Raw genomic sequence first — 16,239 nt, forward strand, 5'->3', positions numbered from 1 at the left:
TTCCGGTTAAAACAGCGTCAGGCTATTAAAGCGTAAGGGTCTGGCGTGCAGCCAGTACTTCAGCATCGAGCAGCGCATTGCGTACGGGCGCAAAACTGCGACGGTGGTGCGGCGTGACGCCATACTGCGTCAGTTTTTCCATATGCAGCGCCGTCGGATAACCTTTGTGCTGCGCAAAACCATACTGCGGGAACAGCAGATCGAGTTCGGTCATCTCCTGGTCACGCGACACTTTGGCGATGATCGATGCTGCACTGATTTCGGCAACCAGACTATCCCCTTTAACTACCGCCTGTGAAGGCATTGGCAATGCCGGGCAACGATTACCATCAATCAGCACATAATCGGGCTGAATGCCAAGGCCAGCTACGGCGCGCTGCATCGCCAGCATAGTGGCATGCAGAATGTTGAGCTGATCGATCTCTTCAGGCTCTGCGCGTCCCAGACTCCATGCCAGCGCTTTCTCTTTGATTTCGTCATACAACGCGAGGCGGCGCTTTTCAGACAGTTTCTTCGAGTCGGCCAGGCCGGTAATCGGGTTTGCCGGATCGAGGATCACCGCGGCAGTAACGACCGCGCCAACCAGCGGACCGCGCCCCACTTCGTCCACACCGGCAATCAGTCTGGCGACAGGATAGATAAAATCAGGCATTCACCAGCTCCAGTACCGCATCCGCTGCCTGCTCATCGGCGTTCCAGCGGATCTGTTGATGTAATTCATGAAACGTCTGCAGGAGTGTTTCTCGCTCAGGCCCGGCATGCAGCAGCGGATCTAACGCTGCGGCCAGGGCTTCAGGCTGACACTCATCCTGCAGTAACTCTTTGACCAGCTCACGCCCTGCCAGCAGGTTTGGCAGCGAGACGTAAGGGGTTTTGACCAGCCGTTTCGCCAGCCAGAAGGTGGCCGGCTTCATGCGATAACCGACGACCATTGGGCATTTTGCCAGCATGCACTCCAGTGCGGCAGTGCCTGACGCCAGGAGTGCGGCATCGCTCGCAATCATCGCCTCACGTCCCTGACCATCAAGCAGATGCATCGGCAGTTCGGGGGCGGTTTCGGCTTTAATCTTCTCAAACTGTTCGCGGCGACGGGCGTTGACCAGCGGCACCACGATTTCCAGCGCCGGATAGTGACGACGCAGCAACTGAGCGGTTTTCAGAAAATCGGCGCTGAGCATTTCCACTTCCGCACCCCGGCTGCCGGGCAGCAAGGCCAGGCAGAGCGCATCATCGGCAATGCCCAGATGACGGCGTGCAGCCAGCTTATCGGGTTGCAGCGGCATGGCATCCGCCATGGTGTGACCGATAAAACGACAGGGAACGTTATAGCGATCGTAAAAAGCTTTTTCAAATGGCAGAAACGCCAGCACCAGGTCGGTGTTACGACCAATCTTAAAGACACGCTTTTGCCGCCATGCCCACACCGAGGGGCTGACATAGTGGATAGTGCGAATGCCAGTGCGTTTAAGATTGCCTTCCAGCGTGATATTGAAATCGGGCGCATCAATCCCGACAAAGACATCGGGTCGGAGTTCGGTAAAACGCCGGGTGAGATCGCGACGGATTGTCAGCAGGCGTCGAAGGCGACCGAGCACCTCGACAATGCCCATCACCGCCAGCTCTTCCATCTCATACCAGGCTTCACACCCTTCTGCCTGCATCAGGGGACCCGCCACGCCGACAAAGCGTGCATCCGGATGACGGGCTTTCAGGGCACGGATCAGACCTGCACCAAGAATATCGCCGGAGGTTTCTCCGGCGACCAGGGCAATCGTTAAGGGACGCGCTGACATGGATTAACGAATTAATCCACGGGTTGAACGGGTGAAGAAATCGTAGAAAGGTTGCACTTCGCTGTGCTGCTGTGCGATGGCTTCGATCTCCGGTTTCACTTCCTCCAGCGTTCTGCCGCTGCGATAGAGCAACTTATAGGCGTTGCGGATAGCGTGCAACGACTCTTTGCTGAAGCCGCGACGCTTGAGACCTTCGATATTGATCCCGAACGGCGTAGCGTGGTTGCCCTGCGCAATAACGTAAGGCGGCACATCCTGCGCCACGCCCGAACAGCCGCCAACCATCACGTGAGCACCGATGATGCACCACTGATGTACCGCTGTCATGCCGCCAATAATGGCGAAATCATCGACCGTCACGTGACCACCCAGGGTGGCGTTGTTGGCGAAGATACAGCGGTTGCCAATCACGCAGTCATGCGCGATGTGAGCATTAACCATCAGCAGATTATCGCTGCCCACTGTGGTGACCTGGCCACCCTGCGTGGTGCCGCGATGAATCGTCACGCTTTCACGGATGCGGTTACGATCACCGATCTCAACCCGTGTTGGCTCACCGGCATATTTCAGATCCTGATTCACTTCGCCAATTGAGGCGAACTGATAAATCTGATTATCTTTACCGATGCGCGTGTGGCCGTTCACCACAACATGTGACTTCAGTACCGTTCCTTCACCGATCTCAACATTCGCACCAATAAAGCAAAACGGGCCAATGTGAACGCGGGCGCCAATAATAGCGCCCTCTTCGATGACAGAACTGGGATGGATAGTGGCTGTTGGATCAATCACGAATTATGCCTCCCGGCTGCGGGCACACATCATGGTCGCTTCACAAACGATTTTACCGTCGACAGTCGCCACGCCTTTAAAGCGGGTCAGACCACGGCGGGTTTTCTCGAAAGTGACTTCCATGATCATTTGGTCGCCAGGTACCACAGGGCGCTTGAAACGGGCACTGTCGATACCGGCAAAGTAGTAGAGTTCGCCTGGCTCCAGTTTACCTACGCTTTTAAACGCCAGAATACCGGTAGCCTGCGCCATCGCTTCCAGGATCAGAACGCCAGGAAAAATCGGTTTACCAGGGAAGTGCCCCTGGAAAAACGGTTCATTAACAGAAACGTTCTTCACTGCACGCAGGTATTTGTGCTCTTCAAATTCCAGCACGCGGTCTACCAGCAGAAACGGATAGCGGTGCGGCAGCAGCTCTAAAATCTCTTCAATTTTCAGAGTATGAGTTTCAGTAGTCAAAATACTCTTCCTGTCCTAAAAATCTGATGACATCAATAACACGGCCTGCACAGATCAAAATGATCTTCCGCAGGCCGCAAATAGGTTCTGTGGCGCCGGGCTTCCCTGCTTAACATTTTTATTATGAAAGCCGGTCAGTTTTGGGATGGCGGTTAGTCGTCTTTGCCGACCTTGCGCTCGATGGCTTTTAAGCGTTTGCTCATGTCATCGATGTTCATCACCAGCGCTGCAGTTTTGCGCCAGGTTTTGTTGGGTTGCAGCGGAATGCCTGATGAATAGACACCAGGCTCTGTGATAGGACGCATGACCATACCCATACCGGTCACCGTTACTTTGTCACAGATTTCCATATGGCCGTTAATGACGCTGGCACCGCCAATCATACAGTAACGCCCAATTTTCAAACTACCCGCCATGATCACACCGCCTGCAACCGCAGTATTGTCGCCAATAACTACGTTGTGAGCGATCTGGCACTGGTTGTCTATGATAACACCATTGCCGATCAGAGTGTTATCCAGCGCACCGCGATCGATAGTGGTGCAGGCACCTATTTCTACGCGATCGCCGATTATCACCGCGCCTAACTGCGGGATTTTCACCCAGTTACCACGATCGTTGGCATAGCCGAAACCATCAGAACCGATGACGGTACCTGACTGAATCAGGCAATCCTGACCGATTTCAATTTCGTGATAAACAGAGACGTTGGCCCAGAGACGGGTACCGCTGCCGATACGGGTTTTTTTGCCAACAAAACATCCTGCACCAATGACCACGTTATCGCCCAGTTCAACATCCGCTTCGATCACCGCATTGGCGCCAATGGCGACGTTGCTGCCGAGTCGGACTGAGGGATCGATCACTGCACTGGGGGCGATATTTTGCGCTGGCTGAGGCGTGGTATCGAGTATTTGTGCCATACGCGCATAGGTCAGGTAGGGATCTTTCACCACCAGCGCTGCGGTATTGCACCACTCCAGATCCGCTTCCGTCAGCACCACGGCTGAGGCCTTAATCAGGGCGAGTTGCTCGCGGTAACGGCTGTTTGCAAGAAAAGTGATTTGGCCAGTTGTGGCGGATTGCATAGAAGCAATGCCGGAGATGACGATATCGCCATCTCCGTGCAATTCTGCATCCAACTGCTGGGCTAAATCAGCCAGTCGAATAGATGACATGAATTATTTAACCTGTTTCAGCACGTCAGCAGTGATGTCTTTTGCGTTTGACGCATAAGCCACCGCGTTAGCGTCGATCACGACGTCGTAACCATCGCTGTCAGCGACTTTCTTCACGGCATCCTGAATACGGCTCAGCAGCTTGTTACGCTCTTCCATCTGACGACGGCGATTATCCTGCTCAAAAGACTGGGCTTTTGTAGAGAAAGCTTCACGCTGAGACATGACATCTTTTTCCATACGGCTGCGTTCGCTCGCCTTCATGGTAGAACCGTCACGCTGCAGACGCTGCATTTTGGTTTGCAGATCGCGCTCCTGGCTCTGCAACTCAGTTGCACGGCCTTTGAACTCGTTTTCCAGCTGTTTAGCAACAGTCGCACGTTGCGGTAACTGTTGGAAAATGCTGGACACGTTTACCACTGCAATTTTGTCGGCAGCCTGAACACCAGCGGAGACCGCTAAAGCAAGACCCAGACCTGCGGCACACAACAACTTTTTCACTATAAACTCCTTACCATCAACGTTTGTGTCAGCGACACAGTGTTTGCCCCGGAACAGCAACAGGTGCTGTCCGGCAGCAATACTTCAGCTATGCATCCATGCTCAGAACATTACCAGGTTTTACCAATGTTAAACTGGAACTGCTCTGACTTGTCTCCATCGACTTTCTTCATCGGCTGGGCGTAAGAGAACACCAGCGGGCCGAGCGGTGACATCCACTGTAGCGCAACACCGCTGGATACACGGATATTGTTTGGATCGCTGTAGTCAGGAATGCCCGCCGCACGAGTTTCCGCAGTATTTTCCCAATGGGTATCCCACGCTGTACCGGCATCGACAAACACCGAGGTACGAACCGAGTTAGCATACTTCTCGCTCAGGAACGGCGTTGGCGTAATCAGCTCAAGGCTGGCAATCGCCATGGCGTTACCGCCCACCGCATCGTCAGACTTACAGACGCCATTTGGATCGGCGATTCGGCAGTTCGACGAGTTGTTATTTAAGTAGGCTGCTTTCGGTCCAATGGTGTTGGACTGGAAGCCGCGCACGGTGCTTGAACCACCGGCGTAGAAGTTCTCGTAGAACGGCATCTCTTTGCCGTCGAGACCATCGCCATAACCTACGCGACCACGGCCTAACAGCACCCAGGTACGATCCTGGTTAATCGGCACATACTGCTGAGTATCCAGCGTGGCCTTATAGAAGCTGTTATCCGAGCCCGGAATCGTCACCTTACCGTTCAGGTTGGTACGGTTACCGGACGTCGGGAAGAAGCCGCGGTCCAGGGTGTTATAAGTCCAGCCGTAGTTAAAGGTGAAGTCATCTGCTGAGAAATCACCTTCATCATTGAGCTGCTGCGGCTTGCCGACCGAGTCAAGATAACGCCACATCGCCACCTGAGGCTGCATGTTTGACAGGTCATTGTGGACATAGCCCAGACCGACACGCAGGGTGTTGTTTTCGTTAACCGGGAAGCCAAGCGTGCCATCCAGACCATAACTTTTGTTGGTATAGTCAGAAAGGTCCGCGTTATCTGCTTTAAAGTCGTTGTAGAACAGACGACCACCCAGACTGACACCATCAACGGTGAAGTAAGGGTCAGTCAGCGAGAATTCAGCATAGGTCTGGTAATCGTTCTTGGTCCCGCTGATGCCCACGGTATTACCGGTGCCCAGCCAGTTATCCTGCGTGACGCCGACCTGGAAGCTCACACCACTTTCGGTGCCGTAGCCGACGCCGAAGTTAAAGGTACCGGTGTTACGCTCTTTAACCTTGTAGACCACGTCAACCTGGTCTGGCGAACCTGGCACACGCTGAGTATCCACATCAACGGTTTCAAAGTAACCGGTACGGTTCAGACGCTCTTTACCCTGTTCAACCAGATCGCTGCCCAGCCACGCGCCTTCCATCTGACGCATTTCGCGACGTAACACGGAGTCTTTCGACGTGTCATTGCCTTCGAAACGGACGTTACGGACATAATAACGGTTACCCGCATCCACATTAATATGCAGTTTTACGGTTTTGTCGGCGTCGTTGATTTCTGGCTGTGTTGCCACGCGCGGATAAGCATAGCCGTAGCGGCCCAGCAGTTTCTTGATGTCATCTTCCATTTTCGTGACTTTGGCGCCGTTATAGAGCTCGCCTGCCGGAATCTTGGTCAGATGTTCAATTTCTGCTGAATGGCCCGCCATGCTGCCATTGACGATCACGCCAGCGATTTTGTACTGGTCACCTTCGGTGATGTTCACCGTGATGTAGATACCTTTTTTATCAGGCGTCAGGCTGACCTGCGTTGAATCGATGTTAAAGCGTGCATAGCCACGATCCAGATAGAAGCTGCGCAGGGTCTCGAGGTCACCCGCCAGTTTCTGCTTCTGATATTTACGATCGCCGACCACGTTCCACCATGGCACTTCATCGCGCAGCTGGAAGCGGGAAATCAGCTCATCGGAGCTAAAGGCTTTATTACCGACGATGTTGATCTGCTGAATTTTTGCAGAGACACCTTCAGTAAAGACCAGCTTCAGATCCACACGATTACGCGGCAGTGGCGTGACCACGGCTTTCACGTTGGCGGTATATTTACCTACGCTGTAGTAGAAATCCTCAAGTCCCTTCTCGATAGAGGAGATGGTGGTACGGTCCAGCGCTTCGCCGACACGGACACCTGAGGCTTCCAGATTTTGTTTGAGCTGATCCTCTTTCACCGCTTTGTTACCGGTGAAGGTAATGCTGGCAATGGTAGGACGTTCTTTGACCTGGACAATCAGCGTTGTACCGTCTCGCAGGACCTGAACATCCTCAAAGTTGCCAGTAGCGAACAGCGAGCGAATGGTATTTCTGACATCATCGTCATTCACCGTATCGCCAACCCGTACTGGCATGCTCAGCAGAGCCGCGCCGACGGCGACTCGCTGCAGCCCTTCGAAATGAATATCCTTCACTACGAAATCGTCTGCACCGTAAACGGTGGCGCTGCTAAACAGCAGCGACGCTATGAGCAACTTTTTCATCGCCATCGTTGTTATGCGTTTTCCTAACACATCCCTCGAATGTTCGCGTTCCAGCGGTTACAAACGTGAGAAATCATTGAAAAGTGCAAGCCCCATTAACAGCACCAGTAAAATTGAACCGATGCGATAACTAAAGTCCTGAACTCGCTCGGACACCGGTCCACCCTTGATCTTTTCGATCGCCAGGAAGAGCAAGTGCCCACCATCTAAAACCGGCAAAGGGAACAGGTTGATGATGCCCAGGTTGACGCTAATCAACGCCAGGAACATCAGGTAGTAAATCAACCCATACTCTGCTGACAACCCTGCACCCTGCGCAATCGAAATTGGCCCGCTCAGGTTGTTCAGCTTCACATCACCGGTTATTAACTTGCCCAGCATGGAGACGGTGAGCTTCATCAGTTGCCAGGTTTTTACACTAGCCTCACCGATAGCCGCAAACGCGCCATACTGTCTTACCGTCTTGTACTCTTCTGGCAGAGGAACAATGCGCGGAATGACACCCGCAAATCCCGCTTTACTGCCAGATTTCGCTTCTGGCGTCATCGTCAGCGCAATAGACTCACCGCCGCGATCCACCTCAAGCGCCATGCTTTTGCCGGGGTTATCCCGGACCTGCGTGACAAAAGTCTGCCACTGCGATAATGGCTGACCATCGACTTTAACGATCCTGTCGCCTGCTTGCAAACCGGCTTCACTGGCTGGCGAGTTCGCCTGCACTTCTGCCAGCGTGGTCTCAATCTGCGGACCGCGTGGCTGAATCCCTAACGCGACGACCGGATCCTGCTTATCAGGCTCAAACTGCCAGTTACGCAAATCCAGCTGTTTCTGCTGGGTTGCGTCCTCGCCAAATCGAGCCACTGTTAAGGTGGTGCTGTTGTCGCCGATTTTACCCACCAGCGCCATACGCACAGCATCCCAGTCAGGCGTTTCGATACCGTCAACAGCCTTAAGTTCCATGCCGGGCGTAATTTGAGCTTCCGCAGCCACCGAACCGTTTAAAATTTCACCGATTACCGGGCGCACACCGGGCACGCCGTGAATAAACACAACCCAGTAGGCAAAGATGGCAAAGATGAAATTAGCGACAGGACCTGCCGCAATGATTGAGGCGCGTTGCCAGACGGCTTTGTTGTTAAAAGCCTGATGACGAAATTCGGCTGGCACGCTTTCAACACGCTCGTCGAGCATTTTAACGTAGCCGCCAAGGGGAATCAGCGCGATGACAAATTCGGTGCCGTGGCGGTCACGGCGCTGCCAGAGCGACTTACCAAAACCAATGGAAAAGCGCTCAACTTTGACGCCACAGCGACGAGCGACCCAGAAATGGCCAAACTCATGAACGGTAATTAATACGCCCAGCGCAACGATAAAGGCGACGAAACTCCAGAGTATGCTCAACATCTTTGCCTGTCCTTAAAGGGTGCGAAACACCAGCAGCAATAAACAGGCAAACACCGGCACCGCCGCAGTCAGACTATCAATACGATCAAGAATGCCGCCGTGACCAGGAATCAGATTACCACTGTCTTTGATGCCCGCTTCACGTTTAAACATGCTCTCAGTGAGGTCGCCCAGCACAGAGGCCAGCGTCGCGATAATCGCGCAAATCACCAGCGTACCGGTGGAAACCGTCAGTGGCGCCAGCGTCGCAAACAGCACTGCAATCAGCGCCGAGGTGACCAGACCGCCCAGGAAGCCTTCCCAGGTTTTGCCTGGTGAGACCTTTGGCGCCAGCTTGTGCTTGCCGAACATCTTGCCAAACATATAAGCACCTGAATCCGCTCCCCATACCAGCAGCAACACAAACAGCAACCACCAGGCACCGGCGAAGTGGTCGGTGTCATAGTGATACTGGCGCAGCGCCACCATGCCCCAGAAAAAAGGGACCAGCGTTAACACGCCAAACAGTAAGCGAAGGGGACGCGAATGGCGCCAGAAGGCCGCAGAAGCGGGATAGGAGAGCACCAGCAGCAGTGCAACGACCCACCACACCAGCGACGCCCAAAGCGATGTCGCGATCTGTGGCAGATGCACCGTGTGTTGATAAGGTGGCAGCGTAAACTGCATCAGCGCCAGCAGCAGACCACAAAGTACAGCCAGCCAGACGCGCTGTTGCCGTGATGCCATCCCTGCAAACTGACCCCATTCCCAGGCTGCCAGCATGCAGATAACGATGGTTGTCAGGGCGAAGCCAACAGGCGGTAACCAGAACAGTGCAGCTATTACCAGCGGAATTAATATCAACGCGGTAATCAGACGAGACTTCAGCAAAGGTTACCCCCAGATTGCTCAGGCGCCGCCTGGTGCAGCGCCGCCAAAACGACGCTCCCGCAGAGAGAATGCATTCAGTGCACCTTCAAAAACGTGTTCATCGAAATCCGGCCAGAGCACATCGGTAAAATAGAATTCAGCATAGGCAATCTGCCACAGCAGGAAGTTGCTAATCCGATGCTCTCCCCCGGTCCTTATCACTAAATCCACTGGCGCCAGCTCCTGCATACAGAGCTGCGACGTCAGGCTCTCTTCGGTAATCTGGTCAGGTCGCAGTAATCCTTCCTGAACCTGTTCAGCCAGTTTTTTCACGCCTTCGATAATATCCCAACGGCCGCCATAGTTGGCAGCAATGTTGAGCGTCAGGCCACTATTATTTGCGGTCAGCGTCTCAGAACGGCGAATACGTTCCTGAATACGCGGGCTGAAACGGCTGGTATCGCCAATGACGCGTAAGCGAACATTGTGTTTGTGCAGGCTCTTCACTTCACTATCAAGCGCCCAGACAAAGAGTTCCATTAACGCGGTGACTTCCTGCGGCGGACGACTCCAGTTTTCACTGCTGAAGGCGTAAAGCGTCAGGGCTTCAAGATTGTTACTGACCGCAAAGCTGACGGCACGGCGTACCGATTTAACGCCAGCTTTGTGGCCTGAAATGCGCAATTTTCCCTGATTTTTGGCCCAGCGGCCATTGCCATCCATGATGATAGCGACGTGGCGCGGACCGTTTCCCTGCTGGTCATCAGTGTTGTTGTGATTGTTAGACGACATAACGCTTAACCAATTCCTTTCATCAGAAATGCTGTGGTTTCTGAATACATTGCGCCCGATTCAAATCCCGACACACTCTCAGTGCCGGGCCACACCGAATTCGGTGACAGACCGTGAAACGCGAGCCAGCGACTATATCATTTTCACCTGAAGCGAACAAATGGCCTCATAACGATCGGCATCACGACGTGAAACGCGGCAACATTTCTGTCGCCAGCGCGCGCGCAGTGCGATCGATTTCAAGGACAGCGTCCACCGAATCCGGCTCCGGACACACTTGTGCCGCCATCACCTCACTATTAAGCGCGGCAATGTCGGTGAAGCGGATCTGGTGATTCAGGAAAGCCGCGACGGCAACCTCGTTGGCTGCATTCAGCGTGGTGGTCGCCGCCTGCCCTGCATCACAGGCATCAATGGCCAGTTTCAGACAGGGGTAGCGACTAAAATCAGGTTCTGCAAAGGAGAGCGCCGACATGCGGGTAAAATCCAGCGGCGTCACGCCTGCATTGATGCGCGAAGGCCAGGCCATGCTGTGGGCAATCGGCGTACGCATATCAGGAGAACCTAATTGAGCCAGCACGCTGCCATCGCAGTATCGCACCATGGAGTGAATCACCGACTGTGGGTGGAGTATCACTTCCATCTGCGCTGCGCTGGCATTAAACAACCAACGGGCTTCAATGTACTCAAGACCTTTATTCATCATGGTGGCCGAATCGACAGAGATTTTTCTCCCCATCGACCAGTTCGGATGTGCACAGGCCTGATCTGGCGACATGGCGCTGAGATCCGCTAAATCTGTGTCACGAAAAGGACCACCCGATCCCGTAAGGATAATCGACTCAATGCCATTATCCCGCAGGTCAGCGTAACCTAACTGATGCTGGATGGTAGCCGGTAAACTCTGAAAAATGGCGTTATGCTCGCTGTCGACCGGTAGTAACTGTGCGTTATGATGACGCACGGCCTCCATAAACAAACGGCCGCAGGTGACAAGCGATTCTTTGTTGGCCAGCAGCACCGTTTTTCCGGCGCGAATGGCCGCCAGCGTCGGCAGCAAACCCGATGCGCCAACGATCGCCGCCATCACCTGATCCACCTCATCCAGCGCGGCCAGCTCACAGGCTGCCTGAACGCCGGAGAGCACTTCAGTATTGACCCTGATTGCTCTCAGTCGCTCACGCAACGCAGCGGCGGATGCCTCGTCTGCCATGCAGGCGTAGCGCGGTGTAAAAGCCGCACACTGCTCGGCCATCAGCGCCACGTTATGGCCGGCAACCAGCGCCGTAATCTGATAAAGCGCCGGGTTGGCGCGCACCACCGCCAGCGTACTGGTGCCGATTGATCCGGTGGATCCCAGCAGAGTTAATCGCTTCATGAAGCTATCCGTGTGAAGTCAGCGTGCCCACAGGCACAATGTAAAACGCCGCCAGATGTCGCATTCATACGAATACCTCTCTGTACGGCGTTTTGTCCGGCAGTGATGGGATTAGAAATCCATCAGCTCCGTCTCTTTTTCTGACAGTGCAGCATCAACTTTCTTGATGTACGCATCGGTCATTTTTTGCACTTCATCCTGCGCACGACGTTCGTCGTCTTCGCTGATCTCTTTATCTTTCAGCAGCGCTTTGATTTTATCGTTGGCATCGCGACGGACGTTACGTACCGACACACGGCCCTGCTCGGCTTCGCCGCGCACGATTTTAATCAGATCTTTACGACGCTCTTCTGTCAGCGCAGGCAGCGGAACACGGATGTCGGTACCGGCTGAACTTGGGTTCAGACCGAGATCGGACTTCATGATCGCTTTTTCGACTGCCGGACTCAGTGAACGATCAAACACGTTGATTTTCAGCGTGCGTGAATCTTCCACAGTGACAGAAGCCAGCTGACGCAGTGGCGTCGGCGTGCCGTAATATTCGACGACGATGCCGTCGAGCAGCGAAGGTGAAGCACGACCGGTGCGCACTTTGCTGATGGTGGTTTTGAATGCTTCAACGCATTTTTCCATGCGCGTGTCAGCATCTTTTTTGATGTCGTTAATCACGTTGAAACCCTTGGATTCGGTTTGACCTGGCCAGTTCCGGCGTAACCGGAAGCGGGATCGATAATCATCGATAATCCTGACTGGTGCGCGATGCATTATCATCGCGCTGACAGAATATACCTTATTTTATCTCGCCTCGGGTATTAATGCGTAATCAGGGTGCCTTCTTTTTCACCCATCACTACGCGACGCAGTGCGCCAGGCTTATTCATGTTGAAAACACGGATAGGTAATTTGTGGTCACGCGCCAGGGTAAAGGCCGCAAGATCCATCACTTTCAGCTCCTGATCCAGCACTTCAGCATAGGTCAGTTGCTCATACAGCGTTGCGTCCGGGCTTTTCACCGGATCCGCAGAGTAGACGCCGTCCACTTTGGTCGCTTTCAGCACGACGTCCGCTTCAATCTCAATGCCGCGCAGACACGCTGCAGAGTCAGTGGTGAAGAACGGGTTACCGGTACCGGCGGAGAAGATCACCACGCGGTTGTTACGCAGCAGGCTGATTGCTTCTGCCCAGCTGTAGTTGTCACAGACGCCATTCAGTGGAATCGCTGACATCAGGCGTGCATTCACATAGGCGCGGTGCAGTGCATCACGCATCGCCAGGCCGTTCATCACGGTTGCCAGCATACCCATGTGGTCACCCACAACGCGGTTCATGCCGGCCTGCTGCAGGCTCGCTCCACGGAACAGGTTCCCTCCGCCAATCACCACGCCAACCTGGATGCCCAGTTCAACCAGCTCTTTTACCTCTTGTGCCATGCGGTCAAGCACACTCGCGTCGATACCAAAACCTTCAGCGCCTTGCAGGGCTTCGCCGCTGAGTTTAAGCAGGATACGTTGATAAACAGGTTTTGCGTTGGTCGCCATGGTCAGTTCTTCCTGGAAGATTGGGTGTAAAGGAGAAGTAAATTCTGATCGATCATCCGCTTACCGCAATGAAATTGCTATTGGGATGAAACTGAAAACGTATCTGTTGCGATTCACAGACAAAAAAGAACCGCCATCTGGCGGTTCTTTCAAAGCATTAAGACTGTTTGGACATTGCTGCAACTTCTGCAGCGAAGTCAGACTCAACTTTCTCGATGCCTTCACCAACTTCGAAGCGGATGAAGTTGATAACGTCAGCGCCCTGCTCTTTCAGAGCCTGGCCAACGGTTTTGCTTGGGTCGATAACGAAAGCCTGACCAGTCAGAGAGACTTCGCCGGTGAATTTCTTCATACGGCCTTCAACCATCTTCTCTGCGATCTCTTTTGGCTTGCCAGACTGCATCGCGATGTCCAGCTGAACCTGGTACTCTTTATCAACCACGTCAGCAGAAACGTCTTCTGGCTTAACGAATTCAGGCTTGCTTGCCGCAACGTGCATCGCGATCTGTTTGATCAGATCTTCGTTAGCGCCTTTGGTTGAAACCAGAACGCCGATACGTGCGCCGTGCAGGTAGCTGCCCAGCTCTGCGCCTTCCAGGATAGCAACGCGACGGATGTTGATGTTCTCACCGATTTTAGCAACCAGTGCAACGCGCTCTTCTTCGAACTGCGCTTTCAGAACTTCAACGTCGGTAACGCGATCAGCTGCAGCCACATCCAGAACTTTGTCTGCGAACGCCTGGAAACCGCCATCTTTTGCAACGAAGTCAGTCTGGCAGTTTACTTCCAGAATCACGCCGTAGTCGCCAACGATCTTGGTTTTGATTACGCCATCAGCAGCAACGTTGCCTGCTTTTTTCGCTGCTTTGATTGCGCCAGACTTACGCATGTTCTCAATCGCCAGCTCAATGTCGCCATTCGCTTCAGTCAGCGCTTTTTTGCAATCCATCATGCCAGCGCCAGTACGCTCACGCAGTTCTTTTACCAATGCAGCGGTAATGTCAGCCATTCCAGAATCCTCGGTTCGTGCCTGTGTACGTTTGCACCAGCAGACACTTATTTGCGGAAAATTTACTCTGTCCCGCCGTCCGGTTGGGGGCGTAACAGACTTAGATAAAATAAAGGGGCCAGTATAGGCCCCTTACAGATCACATCTGAATGCTAAGGGCTCTTATGCAGAGCAAACCTTATTAAGCGTTTTCTAAAGACGCTTCTTCAGCTTGCTCAGCCAGGTCCTGAGAGCGGCCTTCGCGAACGGTGGTCGCAACGGCAGTCAGGTACAGGTTTACAGCACGGATTGCATCGTCGTTACCTGGGATAACGAAATCAACGCCATCTGGATCTGAGTTGGTATCAACGATAGCAAATACCGGGATACCCAGGTTGTTTGCTTCTTTGATTGCGATGTGTTCGTGGTCAGCATCGACAACAAACAGCGCGTCTGGCAGACCGCCCATATCTTTGATACCGCCCAGGCTGTTTTCCAGCTTGGCCAGCTCACGCGCACGCATCAGCGCTTCTTTTTTGGTCAGTTTGTCGAAAGTACCATCCTGAGACTGAATCTCCAGATCTTTCAGACGCTTGATTGACTGACGCACGGTTTTCCAGTTAGTCAGCATGCCACCCAACCAGCGGTGGTTTACGAAGAACTGGTCGCAGCTCAGTGCAGACTCTTTTACCGCCTGAGCAGCAGCACGCTTAGTACCTACGATCAGGATCTTACCTTTACGGGAAGAGATCTTGTTCAGTTCAGCCAGAGCTTCGTTGAACATAGGTACAGTTTTTTCCAGGTTGATGATGTGAACCTTGTTACGAGCACCAAAGATGAATGGCTTCATTTTTGGGTTCCAGTAACGGGTCTGGTGACCGAAGTGAACACCAGCCTGGAGCATGTCGCGCATGGAAACAGTTGCCATGATAAAACCTCTAAAGTTTGATTGGGGTTGGGCCTCCATGTATCCCATACGACCGACCTCTTTCAAGGCACCCCGGCGTATGTGTCGATACATGTGTGTTTTATTACACATAATGAGAGTTATGCGTTTCCTGCTGACCGAAACGGCCATACAGAGAATCGTCGGCGCGCTTTATACCACAACCAGCCCAGGGACGCCAATAAATGATCGCTGACGGAGGTCAGCGCGTTCTCTATTTGGCAGCCCATTTGCTGGCTGCTAACATGACAGCACAGAACTTATTATTGTCGAAAATTTCGACAACTGCGGATTAATTTAATGGCAATTTCAATTAAAACCCCTGAAGAAATCGAAAAAATGCGCGTCGCGGGCCGACTGGCCGCCGAAGTGCTGGAGATGATCGAGCCTTACGTAAAACCGGGTGTGACCACCGGTGAACTGGACCGCATCTGCCACGATCACATTACTCAAAAGCAACAGGCTGTCTCCGCCTGCCTCGGCTATCACGGCTTTCCGAAGTCGGTCTGCATCTCGGTGAATGAAGTGGTGTGCCACGGGATCCCCAGCGATGATCGTCCGTTAAAAGATGGCGATGTAGTGAATATCGATGTCACCGTAATTAAAGATGAATACCACGGCGATACCTCAAAGATGTTTATCGTCGGCAAGCCGACCATTCAGGGCGAACGCCTGTGCCGTGTCACGCAGGAGAGCCTCTATCTCTCACTGCGTCTGATCAAGCCCGGCATCCGCCTGCGCGAACTGGGCCGCGCCATCCAGAAATATGTTGAAGCCAACGATTTCTCTGTGGTGCGCGAATATTGCGGCCACGGTATCGGCAAGGGTTTCCATGAAGAGCCTCAGGTGCTGCATTACGATGCCGATGATGGCGGCGTGGTACTCCAGGCGGGCATGACCTTTACGGTAGAACCGATGGTCAATGCCGGGGATTACCGCATCCGCACCATGAAAGATGGCTGGACGGTAAAAACCAAAGATCGCAGCTTGTCCGCGCAGTATGAGCATACTATTGTGGTGACGGAGAACGGCTGTGAGATTTTAACCCTGCGCAAAGACGACACGCTGCCCGCTGTGCTTGTCGCCGAAGGGTAATTCCCCCATT

Annotated in this window: 16 protein-coding genes; 1 reads left to right on the forward strand and 15 read right to left on the reverse strand. The window is 53.4% G+C overall.

Annotated features, from left to right (window positions below; all coding sequences use genetic code 11):
* Positions 1-25: 25 nt before the first annotated feature.
* The 15 genes from rnhB to rpsB all read right to left on the reverse strand — a co-directional run bounded on the left by rnhB (position 26) and on the right by rpsB (position 15,116).
* On the reverse strand, positions 26-652 hold the full coding sequence (gene rnhB, locus HFD95_RS18560) for a ribonuclease HII (RefSeq protein ID WP_022625455.1): 627 nt from the start codon (positions 650-652) through the stop codon (positions 26-28).
* Positions 645-1,793, reverse strand: a complete 1,149-nt coding sequence (gene lpxB / locus HFD95_RS18565; protein WP_010254138.1) for a lipid-A-disaccharide synthase — start codon at positions 1,791-1,793, stop codon at positions 645-647. Before lpxB ends, rnhB begins: the two co-directional genes overlap by 8 nt.
* 3 nt (positions 1,794-1,796) lie before the next feature.
* The gene (gene lpxA, locus HFD95_RS18570) at positions 1,797-2,585 is read right to left on the reverse strand and encodes an acyl-ACP--UDP-N-acetylglucosamine O-acyltransferase (protein WP_010254134.1); all 789 of its coding nucleotides are present in this window, start codon (positions 2,583-2,585) and stop codon (positions 1,797-1,799) included.
* Positions 2,586-2,588: 3 nt separating this feature from the next.
* The gene (gene fabZ / locus HFD95_RS18575; RefSeq protein ID WP_003852639.1) at positions 2,589-3,044 is read right to left on the reverse strand and encodes a 3-hydroxyacyl-ACP dehydratase FabZ; all 456 of its coding nucleotides are present in this window, start codon (positions 3,042-3,044) and stop codon (positions 2,589-2,591) included.
* A gap of 152 nt (positions 3,045-3,196) precedes the next feature.
* On the reverse strand, positions 3,197-4,222 hold the full coding sequence (lpxD, locus tag HFD95_RS18580; protein ID WP_163798980.1) for a UDP-3-O-(3-hydroxymyristoyl)glucosamine N-acyltransferase: 1,026 nt from the start codon (positions 4,220-4,222) through the stop codon (positions 3,197-3,199).
* Between the two features lie 3 nt (positions 4,223-4,225).
* Positions 4,226-4,723, reverse strand: a complete 498-nt coding sequence (skp, locus tag HFD95_RS18585) for a molecular chaperone Skp (RefSeq protein ID WP_010254125.1) — start codon at positions 4,721-4,723, stop codon at positions 4,226-4,228.
* Positions 4,724-4,833: 110 nt separating this feature from the next.
* On the reverse strand, positions 4,834-7,245 hold the full coding sequence (gene bamA / locus HFD95_RS18590; RefSeq protein ID WP_010254119.1) for an outer membrane protein assembly factor BamA: 2,412 nt from the start codon (positions 7,243-7,245) through the stop codon (positions 4,834-4,836).
* Between the two features lie 51 nt (positions 7,246-7,296).
* A complete protein-coding gene (rseP, locus tag HFD95_RS18595; RefSeq protein WP_167430605.1) occupies positions 7,297-8,643 on the reverse strand; it encodes a sigma E protease regulator RseP in 1,347 nt (448 codons plus the stop codon).
* A 12-nt stretch (positions 8,644-8,655) separates the two neighbouring features.
* On the reverse strand, positions 8,656-9,513 hold the full coding sequence (gene cdsA, locus HFD95_RS18600; RefSeq protein ID WP_010254111.1) for a phosphatidate cytidylyltransferase: 858 nt from the start codon (positions 9,511-9,513) through the stop codon (positions 8,656-8,658).
* An 18-nt stretch (positions 9,514-9,531) separates the two neighbouring features.
* Positions 9,532-10,284, reverse strand: coding sequence for a (2E,6E)-farnesyl-diphosphate-specific ditrans,polycis-undecaprenyl-diphosphate synthase (ispU, locus tag HFD95_RS18605; protein ID WP_010254107.1), 753 nt, complete (start codon positions 10,282-10,284; stop codon positions 9,532-9,534).
* A 181-nt stretch (positions 10,285-10,465) separates the two neighbouring features.
* On the reverse strand, positions 10,466-11,662 hold the full coding sequence (ispC, locus tag HFD95_RS18610; protein WP_022625453.1) for a 1-deoxy-D-xylulose-5-phosphate reductoisomerase: 1,197 nt from the start codon (positions 11,660-11,662) through the stop codon (positions 10,466-10,468).
* A 111-nt stretch (positions 11,663-11,773) separates the two neighbouring features.
* Positions 11,774-12,331, reverse strand: coding sequence for a ribosome recycling factor (frr, locus tag HFD95_RS18615; protein WP_010254103.1), 558 nt, complete (start codon positions 12,329-12,331; stop codon positions 11,774-11,776).
* A gap of 143 nt (positions 12,332-12,474) precedes the next feature.
* Entirely contained in the window at positions 12,475-13,200 is a 726-nt protein-coding gene (pyrH, locus tag HFD95_RS18620; RefSeq protein WP_010254099.1) for a UMP kinase, read from the reverse strand.
* 157 nt (positions 13,201-13,357) lie between these two features.
* The gene (gene tsf / locus HFD95_RS18625; protein ID WP_010254097.1) at positions 13,358-14,209 is read right to left on the reverse strand and encodes a translation elongation factor Ts; all 852 of its coding nucleotides are present in this window, start codon (positions 14,207-14,209) and stop codon (positions 13,358-13,360) included.
* A gap of 181 nt (positions 14,210-14,390) precedes the next feature.
* Positions 14,391-15,116, reverse strand: coding sequence for a 30S ribosomal protein S2 (gene rpsB / locus HFD95_RS18630; RefSeq protein ID WP_008925636.1), 726 nt, complete (start codon positions 15,114-15,116; stop codon positions 14,391-14,393).
* Positions 15,117-15,434: 318 nt separating this feature from the next.
* On the opposite strand from rpsB, the gene map reads away from it, so the two are divergent.
* Positions 15,435-16,229, forward strand: coding sequence for a type I methionyl aminopeptidase (map, locus tag HFD95_RS18635; RefSeq protein WP_010254092.1), 795 nt, complete (start codon positions 15,435-15,437; stop codon positions 16,227-16,229).
* The last annotated feature ends 10 nt before the right edge of the window (positions 16,230-16,239 follow it).

The sequence above is a fragment of the Pantoea sp. EKM10T genome, from assembly GCF_011800685.1.
Lineage (GTDB): Bacteria > Pseudomonadota > Gammaproteobacteria > Enterobacterales > Enterobacteriaceae > Pantoea > Pantoea agglomerans.

What these genes read in the sequence shown, in the direction of transcription:
- ispU (WP_010254107.1), bottom strand. Translation starts at nt 10,284, where the DNA reads ATGTCGTCTAACAATCACAACAACACTGATGACCAGCAGGGAAACGGT.
- bamA (WP_010254119.1), bottom strand. Translation starts at nt 7,245, where the DNA reads ATGGCGATGAAAAAGTTGCTCATAGCGTCGCTGCTGTTTAGCAGCGCC.
- lpxB (WP_010254138.1), bottom strand. Translation starts at nt 1,793, where the DNA reads ATGTCAGCGCGTCCCTTAACGATTGCCCTGGTCGCCGGAGAAACCTCC.
- rseP (WP_167430605.1), bottom strand. Translation starts at nt 8,643, where the DNA reads ATGTTGAGCATACTCTGGAGTTTCGTCGCCTTTATCGTTGCGCTGGGC.
- rpsB (WP_008925636.1), bottom strand. Translation starts at nt 15,116, where the DNA reads ATGGCAACTGTTTCCATGCGCGACATGCTCCAGGCTGGTGTTCACTTC.
- rnhB (WP_022625455.1), bottom strand. Translation starts at nt 652, where the DNA reads ATGCCTGATTTTATCTATCCTGTCGCCAGACTGATTGCCGGTGTGGAC.
- lpxD (WP_163798980.1), bottom strand. Translation starts at nt 4,222, where the DNA reads ATGTCATCTATTCGACTGGCTGATTTAGCCCAGCAGTTGGATGCAGAA.
- map (WP_010254092.1), top strand. Translation starts at nt 15,435, where the DNA reads ATGGCAATTTCAATTAAAACCCCTGAAGAAATCGAAAAAATGCGCGTC.
- tsf (WP_010254097.1), bottom strand. Translation starts at nt 14,209, where the DNA reads ATGGCTGACATTACCGCTGCATTGGTAAAAGAACTGCGTGAGCGTACT.
- ispC (WP_022625453.1), bottom strand. Translation starts at nt 11,662, where the DNA reads ATGAAGCGATTAACTCTGCTGGGATCCACCGGATCAATCGGCACCAGT.
- pyrH (WP_010254099.1), bottom strand. Translation starts at nt 13,200, where the DNA reads ATGGCGACCAACGCAAAACCTGTTTATCAACGTATCCTGCTTAAACTC.